The following is a 9,308-nucleotide window of genomic DNA, read 5'->3' as shown; positions in this document are numbered from 1 at the left end:
CGCTGGTCGAGGGCTTTTTCTTCAGGCCCGGGACGTCGCGGACGTCGTAGAAGATGTCCATCGCACGATTGACCAGGATCTTCTGGATGCCCGGGAAATGGACGTCGACGATGGCCTGCATCGTCTCGCGATCCGGGAACTTGATATAGTGGAAGAAACAGCGGCGCAGGAACGCGTCCGGTAGCTCCTTCTCGTTGTTCGACGTGATGACGACGATCGGGCGCTCGGCTGCGGTGATCGTCTCTTTCGTCTCGTAGACATGGAACGCCATGCGATCGAGTTCGAGCAGGAGGTCGTTCGGGAATTCGATGTCGGCCTTGTCGATCTCGTCGATCAGCAGGACGGGGCGCTTGTCGGCGGTGAACGCCTCCCAGAGCTTGCCCTTCTTGATGTAGTTCTTCACGTCCTTGACGCGCTCGTCGCCGAGCTGGCTGTCACGCAGGCGGGTGACGGCGTCGTATTCGTACAGACCCTGGTGCGCCTTGGTGGTGGACTTGATGTGCCAGGTGATCATCTCGGCGCCCAGCGCCTTGGCGATTTCAAAGGCCAGGACGGTCTTGCCGGTGCCCGGCTCGCCCTTGATCAGCAGCGGACGCTCAAGCGCAATGGCGGCGTTGACGGCCACCTTGAGGTCTTCGGTGGCGACGTAATTGTCGGTGCCTTCAAAACGCTGACGCTCGCTCATAATAGGGCTCTCCAGGGGCGGGCGTAAAAAGACGCTCGCGCTCGAACAAATGTTTCAACCTGGGCCCAACCTAAAGGCACAGCCGCGACATTCAAGCGGCTTGAACGTCGCGCCAGGCCTAAGTTGAGGAACGCCTAGTCTTCACGCCGCGTCACCGAAACCGGATCAGACGCCGGGAAGCTCTGCTTCAGACCCTCGTCGAGCCGCTTGTCGAGCTCGGCGTCGCTCTCCCCGGCGTGCACGACGAACGGGCCCTCGACATCGTCCGGGCCTGGCTCGTCGTCATTGTCGGCCAGCAGCTCGTCGTCGTCGTCCTCGGGCGCATGGGTGACATCGAGCACCTCGGGCAGTTCCTCGAAGGTGCGCATCTCTCCGACCTGCTCGCGGTCGTCCAGAACCGTTTCGTCCAGGGCCTCGGCCTGGTCCTGGCTATCGGCTTGATTTTCGAACTCGCCGGGCATGGTGAACTCCTGGATGCGAGGTCCGCGGAACCGCGGGCCGGTTAGGAGGTAACCCACGGCCCGCCAGCCTGTTCCTCGGTCGCGCTCACCAGGGAATGGGCGTTCCGTCCCAGGCGAAGAAGCCGCCGTTATCCTCGGGCTTCAGCCTGTCCAGGACCTCCAGCAGGTTCTGCGCCGAGCGCTGCGGGGAGGAGAGGCGCTCCGGGGCCACGCCGGCCTGGAAAGGCGCGCTGAGATTGGTGTCGACCGTTCCGGGGTGCAGGGCGACGCACAGGCCAAGCGGCCGGGTGCGCCGGTGCTCGATCGCCAAGGTGTGGATCAGCATGTTGAGGGCGGCCTTGGAGGCGCGATAGCCGTACCAGCCGCCCAGACGGTTGTCGCCGATGCTGCCCACCCGGGCGGAGAGCGCGGCGAAGACGCTCGGGGTGTCGCGGGGCGTAAGGGGCAGGAAGTGCTTGGCGGCCAGAGCCGGCCCCGCCGCGTTGGTGGCGAACAGCGCGGTGAGGGCTGCGAGGTCGAGCGAACGCATGGTCTTCTCCGGCGCCAGGCCGGGGCCATGAAGCTGCCCGGTGGCCACCAGGATGTGTCGGGGAACGCCCAGGCTGGCCGCGTGCGCCGCCGCGCGGACCAGGCTGTCTTCGTCCAGGATGTCAGCGGCGATCCACGCCTGGCGAGGGGTGTCGAGCCAGCCCACGGGCCGCCGCCGCGAGACCGACAGGACGAGATCATGGGCGGGGCTGTCGCTCAGGCGCTGGGCGAGCGCGTGGCCGATCCCGCCGGAGCCGCCGATGACGATCGCCAGCCTGGAGGCCATCTCAGCCCCTCAGCACGGCGGCCCCGGCGACCAGGCCGACCACGGCCCCGGCGGTCAGCAGGATCCGCAGGGACGGGTACCACGACGGCAGGCCCGGGCTACGAAGATCCCACACCAGATGCACGGACAGGGCGGCGGCCAAGCCCGCCAGTTTGGCGGTCTGCGCCGACGGCGGAAGCATCAACAGGGCGAGGCCCACGAGGGTTGGGATCATGGCCAGGGTGACGACGACGCCTCGGGGCCGGTCTTCGATGACCGCCATGCCCCATCGCGCGCCGCCGAGGAAGGACAGGATGAGGCCGCCGTAGAGCGCCAGGGCGGTCGCCGCCAGTCCTGAGCGTTCCGGGGCGAGATGGCCGATTAGCGGGGGCGCCAGGAAGGGCGCAAGACCCAACACCCCGTAGATCAACACGAGGGATGGGACCGCGGCGCGCGGCCGGCTGTTGTCGGGCCGCGCCTTCATGGCGCCAGGAACTCCGCCAGGGCTCCGGCGACCTCGTCCATGACCGCCTTCCACTGCCGGAAGCCCGGCGGCAGGAAGACCCGCATCTGAGGATACCAGGGATAGTGGTCAGTCCCGACCCTCGGCCAGGCCCCCGGTGTGGAGATCAGCCAGCAGGGCGCGCCGCAGGCCGCGGCGATATTGGAGGTGGCGTTGGCGAATCCCACCGTCAGGTCCAGGGCGCAGGTGAGGGCGGCGAGATCGTCGAGATCCTGCTTCAGGTCGATGCCGGGCGGCGTCCAGATTTCGACTCCCAGGTCGCGGCGCGCGTGCTCGATCTCTTCGCTGCAGTCGCCGTACTGCAGGTTGACGAAACAGACGCCGGGGGTGCGGAGAATGGGCGCCCACCGCTCGAAGGGGGAGAAGAAGCGGTGGCGGCCGGCGCTGACGATGGCGCTCTTCCACAGCAGGCCGACCTTCCTGCCGGCGGGCGCGGTCTTCAGAACCTCGCGCCAGTGGGCCACCCGGTCCGGATCGGCTAGCAGGAACCGCTCGCGCTGGGGGAAGTCGGCCACCGACCGGCGGAACTGGCGCAGCAGCGAGCCCATGGGGACCGACAGGTCCACGCTTTCAAGGCGACCCGCCATGAACGGAACTGTCCGCATGGCGCGGCCTTCGTGGTTGAAGGTGGCGTGGGGCCCGACCTCGGCGTTGGGGAAGGCGCGCTGGAACAGGGGGATCAGGCGGGGCTCGACGGCCAGGGTCAGCCGCCCCTCAGGGCCCAGGGCCTCCACCACATCGGGCAGCAGATTGGCGAACAGGATTTCATCGCCCAGGCCCTGCTCGCCGATCACCAGCAGCGACTTGCCGGCCAGATCGTCCCCGGGCCTCCAGGAGGGGCGGTCGGTGATAAACTGCGTCGAATCGGCGAACTGGGGGTGCAGGCGCGCCTCGTAGTCGTCCCAGCCCTCGCCGATCCGGCCGAGGTTGATGAGGATGGTGGAGCGCGAGAGGCGCATCATCTGGCGCTCGGATTCCAGCGTCGTCTGGCGCAGCGCGGTCTCGCAGTCCACCAGGGATGCAGCGATGTCGCCGATCGCCATCCGCATGTTGCCGCGGTTGTAGCGGGCCTTTGCGAAGCTCGCGTCCTGACGCAGGGCCTCATCGAAGAAGACCAGGGCGTTCTCCGGATCGCCCTGCTCGGACATCACGGTGCCCAGGGTGTTCCAGACAATGGGATGGGCGGGGTCCTTGGTCAGGGCGCCCTTGAGCACCTCGATCGCCTCCTCGAACCGGCCCAGGCTGCGCAGGGCGCAGGCCAGGTTGTTAGCCCCCTCGGGGTGGTCGGGGAAGCGGGCCAGGAAGTGCCGGAACAACTGCTCGGCCACCGTGAGCTGGCCCAGACGGTAGGCCAGGCGGCCCAGGTTGTTGGCCAGTTCGGCATGGTCGGGGAGGAGGGCGAGCGCCGCCTCGTAGCAGGTGATGGAGCCCTTGAAGTCGCCGGCCATCTCGCGCGCGATCGCCAGCATGTACCAGGCGAAACCACTGCGCTCGTCTTGCTCCAGCGCCTTGAGCGCCCATTCCGCGCCGCGCACATGGTTCTGCTTGCGCAGGGCGTTGACGGCGTTCTGCAGCAGGGGCTGGATCGCCAGGGTCTTCAGTTCGCCGATGGCGGCGTTCAACTTGTTCAGCGCGGTGCGGTCGCCGCCCGTCCCCATGGCCTCGGCCGCCATCCGGACAGGTGTCGGCGCAGCCCGCGATTCCAGCGCCAGGGGCGAGGTGGCGGTAGGCTTGGCCGAACGCGGCATGAACCGGGGTCCTCGTGAGTCGTCTGAGTGCGTATGTCGCCAATACAGGTCGTCATGGTTAACCTGGAGCTAACCACGGGGCGGCTCGAGACGTCCGGCGCTTACGCCGCAGGTCGTCGCAAGGCGTCGTTAACTAGCGTGCGGTTATGCGTCGTATGTACCGGAATGAAGCTTTCGCCGGGACAGGCCAGGTCAGGAATTCGCGCCCTCTCGGCGCAGGTTTTTTTTAGGGGAAATGGGTCGTGCCGCTGAAATTGTCGCTGAAGCCCGGCGAGAAATTCGTGCTGAACGGCGCAGTCGTCCAGAACGGCGACCGTCGTGGCGTCCTGATCCTCCAGAACAAGGCCTCAGTCCTTCGCGAGAAGGACATCATGCAGCAAGAAGAGGTCAACACACCGGCACGCCGGATCTACTTCCCGGTGATGATGATGTACCTCGATGAGACCGGCGCCCCCCGCTACTACGACGAGTTCGTTCACCGCTTGACCGAATTCATGGGCGTGATCCGGAACCCCGCCGTGCTCTCGGAGTGCGTGGCGATCTCAAAGCACTGCATGGAAAAGGAATACTACAAGGCGCTGATGCTCTGCCGGAAGCTCATCGAGTACGAAGATCAGAGGTTGGGGACGAATGTCGCTTCGAGCGTACCAGCAGACCGCGGCTAGGGCCGAGACCTCCCGCGAGACCGAGTATCGTCTCTTCGGCCAGGTGACGCGCGCCCTCATGGAGGCGGCCAAGCTCGATCCCTCGGATCTGAGCGGCCGCGCTGACGCGCTCGATTGGAACCGCCGCATGTGGTCGGCCTTCGCCACGGACTGCGGCGCCCCGGAAAACGCCCTGCCGGAATCCCTTCGCGCCTCGATCATCTCGCTGGCCATCTGGGTCGGCAAACACACCAGCTTGGCGATCCGCGGCCAGGAAGACATCCAGGACCTGATCGACATCAATCGAATGATCATGCAGGGCCTAAGCGGCGGCGCGGCCGAGGCCGTCTGAGCCCCGCGGGCGAATCGACCCGAATCAACCCGTTTCTGGGCGCTGGCCGGCCATGAGGCCTCCCGCGGGCCGCTTTCAGCGAAGCGTTGCATTAAATCTTCGGCGTGCGCTCTAAGGTCGCGGGGCGGTTCCCGAGCGGCTTCGACGCCGTGGAGGCTCCCAACTTGACAGGGCGACCGCCGGCGCCTGGCGGCAAGCCCAGGCAGCATCGCTGGGCCTGGCCGCGCGTGGCCCGCCGGCGGGTCGGGGGCAGGGCGGCGGCGTCCCGGCGCGCCGCCGCAACCCCAAGCGCCGCAACGGATGCAGATTGTGTCGGCCGCATGGCGGGGAACTAGCGTCAGCGCCAGGATCGCCTTGGAGAAGCCGCCGCCGCGAGGGGCTAAGGCCCCCTGGCGGCGAGTCGTTTCTCTGTCCGCTGAAGACCAGCGGGGACCGTGCACCTGCGCCCTGGGCTCTAATCTGTCCCAACACTTCGGGCCCCTATGGATAACGGCGTCTGGCCCCAAGAATCATCGTAACACCTTGGTAAGTGTTTCTGTTGTGGGTGGGGTCGGGGAAACGCGTCCAGGTAGTATCGCGCTCTCCATACCTACTGCGTTTCGATCGACCTGAACCCGCGCTCAAAATTCTCGACTAGGAAGCTCATATGGCGATTTCCAGCCTCTCGGCGGCTCAGATCGGCGCCCTCTCGGTCACGGTTATTCAGAGCCTCTCCCAGACGGAGATCCAGTCGCTCAGCGCGACCCAGGTCGGGGCGATCAACACCACCGGGATCGCGGCGCTGGACACCACCCAGGTCGGAGCGCTCTCAGCCACCCAGGTGAAGGGGCTCTCCGCCACCCAGATCCCGCACTTCGACACAACCATCGTCTTCGACACCGCGCAGCTCCAGGTCTTCAGCGCCCCCCAGGTCAAGGCGCTCACCTCCACCCAGCTCGGCGCTCTCGACACCTCCCACATCGCGGTTCTCAGCGCGACGCAGATCGGCGCGCTCTCGGCCACCAACCTCTCGGGCCTCGACGACACCCAGGCCAGCGCGCTGACCGCCACCCAGATCAAGGGGGTGACCACCACCCAGCTGGCGGGCCTGTCCACCACGGACATCGGCGAGCTCGACGCCACCCAGGTCGGCGCCCTGTCGGCCGGCCAGGTCGCGGCGCTTTCCGCCACCAACATCTCCGCCCTGGACAGCACCCAGATCGGCGCGCTGTCCACCACCCAGGTGAAGGGGCTCACCAGCACTCAGCTCAGGGGCCTCAGCACCACCGATATCGGTGAGCTTTCCAGCACCCAGATCGGCGCTCTGACGACGGCCCAGGTCGGGGTTCTGGCCACCACCCAGGTCAGCGCCCTGGACTCGACCCAGGTCGGAGCCCTGAGCTCGACTCAGGTCGGCGCCCTCAGCGCCGCCAGCCTCTCAGCCCTCGACGCCACAAATACGGGTTCGCTCACCACGACCCAGGTCGGCGGCTTGACCACCACCCAGCTCAAGACCCTGTCGACCACTGACTTCGGCGAGCTGACGTCCACCCAGATCGGCGCCCTGTCGGCTGCGCAACTGGGCTCCCTGTCGGCGACGGCCATTTCGGGCCTGGACGCCACCCAGACAGCCGCGCTCACCACCACTCAGCTCGGGGGGCTCACCACCACCCAGCTCAAGTCGTTCAGCGCGACCGATGTCAGCGAACTGACCACCACCCAGGTCGGCGCCCTTTCCAGCAGCCAAATCGGCGCCCTGACGGCGACCGCGATCTCCGCCCTCGACGGGACCCAGGTCGCCGCGCTGTCGACGACCCAGGTCAAGGGTCTGACCACGGGCCAGCTCGCGGGCCTTAGCACCACTGACATCGCCGAGTTCGCCGACACCCAGATTGGGGCCCTGACTCCAAGCCAGCTTGGCGCCCTGACGGCCACCAACATCTCGGCCCTCGACGCCACCCAGGTGGCGGCGATCAGCACCACCCAGATCAAGGCGCTCTCGGCGACCCAGGTCCGGGCGCTGGACACCACCGACGTCGCCGAACTGTCGTCGACCCAGGTCGCGGCGATGTCGGCGGCCCAGATCGGGGCCCTGTCCTCCACCAGCCTCGGCAGCCTGGACACCACCCAGCTCGGCGCCCTGACGGCGGCCCAGATCGGGGCCCTGTCCAACACCAGCCTTTCGGGGCTGGACGCCACTCAGATCGGCGGCCTCACCACCACCCAGGTGGGCGGCCTGACCACCAGCCAGCTCAAGTCCCTGAGCACCACCGACTTCGGCGAGCTCACCTCCACCCAGATCGGCGCCCTGAGCGCCAACCAGCTCGGAGCCCTCTCGGCCACCAACATCTCGGCCCTGGACGCCACCCAGACGGCGGCCCTCTCCACCACCCAGGTGAAGGGTCTGGCCACGACTCAGCTTTCGGCGCTGAGCGCCACCGACATCGGCGAGTTCACCGCCACCCAGATCGGGGCGCTGTCCAACGCCCAGATCGCGTCCCTGACGGCCACCAATATCTCGGCTCTCGACGCCACCCAGACGGCCGCGCTCTCCACCACCCAGGTCAAGGCGTTGTCGGTCAGCCAGCTGCGGGGCCTCGACGCCACCGACGTCGCTGAGCTCGCCGACACCCAGATCGCGGCCATGGCCACGACCCAGATCGCAGCCCTGAGCTCCACCAACATCGGTGCGCTGGACGCCACCCAGCTGGGCGCGCTCACCGCCGCCCAGATCGGCGCCCTGTCGTCCACCAGCCTCTCCACCCTGGACGCCACACAGACGGGTTCGCTGACCACCACCCAGGTCGGCGGTTTGACCACCACCCAGCTCAAGACCCTGTCGACCACCGACTTTGGCGAACTGACCTCGACCCAGATCGGCGCCCTGTCGGCCTCACAGATCGGGGCCCTTTCGGCCACCAATATCTCGTCGATGGACGCGACCCAGACGGCCGCCTTGACCACCACCCAGGTCAAGGGCCTGGCGGCCACCCAGCTCTCGGGACTCAACGCCACCGACATCGGCGAACTGACGACCACCCAGATCGGCGCGCTTGGCGGCACCCAGATCGCCGCGCTCTCGGCCACCAACATCTCGGCCCTGGACGCCAGTCAGGTCGCCGCGCTCTCCACCACCCAGGTGAAGTCCCTGACCACCGGCCAGCTCGCCGGCCTCTCCACCACGGACATCGGCGAGCTCGCCGACACCCAGATCGGGGCCTTGGCGACCGGCCAACTGGCCGCGCTGACGGCGACCAACCTCTCGGCCCTGAACGCTACCCAGGTGGCCGCGATCAGCACCACCCAGATCAAGGCGCTCACCTCCACCCAACTCAGGGCGCTCGACACCACTGATGTCAGCGAGCTGTCCTCGACCCAGGTCGCCGCCATGTCGGCGGCGCAGATCGGGGCCCTGTCCTCCACCAGCCTGGGCAGCCTGGACACCACCCAACTCGGCGCGCTCTCGGCGGCCCAGATCGGCGCCCTGTCGGCCACCAGCCTCTCGGGGCTGGACGCGACCCAGATCGGCGGCCTGACCACCACCCAGGTGGGCGGTCTGACCACGACCCAGGTGAAGGGTCTCTCCACCACCGATTTCGGGGAGTTGACCTCGACCCAACTGGGCGCGCTCTCGGCCGCCCAGGTCGGCGCCCTGACCACCACCAACATTTCCGGCCTGGACGCCACCCAGACCGCCGCGCTCTCCACGACCCAGGTCAAGGGCCTGGCGACCACCCAGATCTCCGCCCTGAGCGCCACCGATATCGGTGAGTTCACCGCCACCCAGATCGGGGCCCTGGCCGGCACGCAGTTGGCCGCCCTGACGGCGACCAACCTCTCCAACCTCGACGCCACCCAGGTCGGGGCGCTGTCCACGACCCAGATGAAGTCCCTGACCGCCGGCCAGCTCGCCGGTCTCAGCACCACCGACATCGCCGAGTTCGCCGACACCCAGATCGGGGCCCTGACTCCGAGCCAGCTCGGCGCCCTGACGGCCACCAACATCTCGGCCCTCGACGCCACCCAGGTGGCGGCGATCTCCGTGACCCAGGTTAAGGCGCTATCCACGACCCAGCTCAGGGCCCTGGACACCACCGATGTGGCCGAACTGTCCTCGACCCAG

Annotated in this window: 8 protein-coding genes; 3 read left to right on the top strand and 5 right to left on the bottom strand. The window is 67.7% G+C overall.

Translation table 11 applies throughout. From position 1 onward, the window contains the following. From RMO97_RS09945 to RMO97_RS09925, 5 genes are all read right to left on the bottom strand, one after another. On the bottom strand, positions 1-685 hold a 685-nt coding region (locus RMO97_RS09945), incomplete at its 3' end, for a MoxR family ATPase (RefSeq protein ID WP_310540736.1). Positions 686-819: 134 nt separating this feature from the next. Further along, on the bottom strand, positions 820-1,146 hold the full coding sequence (locus RMO97_RS09940) for a hypothetical protein (RefSeq protein ID WP_310540735.1): 327 nt from the start codon (positions 1,144-1,146) through the stop codon (positions 820-822). Positions 1,147-1,231: 85 nt separating this feature from the next. Next, positions 1,232-1,960, bottom strand: coding sequence for an SDR family NAD(P)-dependent oxidoreductase (locus RMO97_RS09935; protein ID WP_310540734.1), 729 nt, complete (start codon positions 1,958-1,960; stop codon positions 1,232-1,234). Position 1,961: 1 nt separating this feature from the next. After that, positions 1,962-2,423: a DUF3429 domain-containing protein gene (locus tag RMO97_RS09930; protein ID WP_310540733.1), complete on the bottom strand. Its 462-nt coding sequence runs from the start codon at positions 2,421-2,423 to the stop codon at positions 1,962-1,964. After that, entirely contained in the window at positions 2,420-4,210 is a 1,791-nt protein-coding gene (locus RMO97_RS09925) for a tetratricopeptide repeat protein (RefSeq protein ID WP_310540731.1), read from the bottom strand. Before RMO97_RS09925 ends, RMO97_RS09930 begins: the two co-directional genes overlap by 4 nt. Before the next feature lie 242 nt (positions 4,211-4,452). Between RMO97_RS09925 and flbT the strand changes: the two genes are divergently transcribed. From flbT to RMO97_RS09910, 3 genes are all read left to right on the top strand, one after another. Next, positions 4,453-4,875: a flagellar biosynthesis repressor FlbT gene (gene flbT / locus RMO97_RS09920; RefSeq protein ID WP_293494890.1), complete on the top strand. Its 423-nt coding sequence runs from the start codon at positions 4,453-4,455 to the stop codon at positions 4,873-4,875. Next, positions 4,841-5,206, top strand: coding sequence for a flagellar biosynthesis regulator FlaF (gene flaF / locus RMO97_RS09915; RefSeq protein WP_310540726.1), 366 nt, complete (start codon positions 4,841-4,843; stop codon positions 5,204-5,206). The genes flbT and flaF overlap by 35 nt, the downstream gene beginning before the upstream one ends. 646 nt (positions 5,207-5,852) lie before the next feature. Then, the coding region (locus RMO97_RS09910) for a beta strand repeat-containing protein (protein WP_409035305.1) at positions 5,853-9,308 on the top strand (3,456 nt) is incomplete at its 3' end.

The organism is Phenylobacterium sp., from assembly GCF_031425575.1.
GTDB lineage: Bacteria > Pseudomonadota > Alphaproteobacteria > Caulobacterales > Caulobacteraceae > Phenylobacterium.
This window is presented reverse-complemented; position numbering and strand designations above follow the sequence as displayed.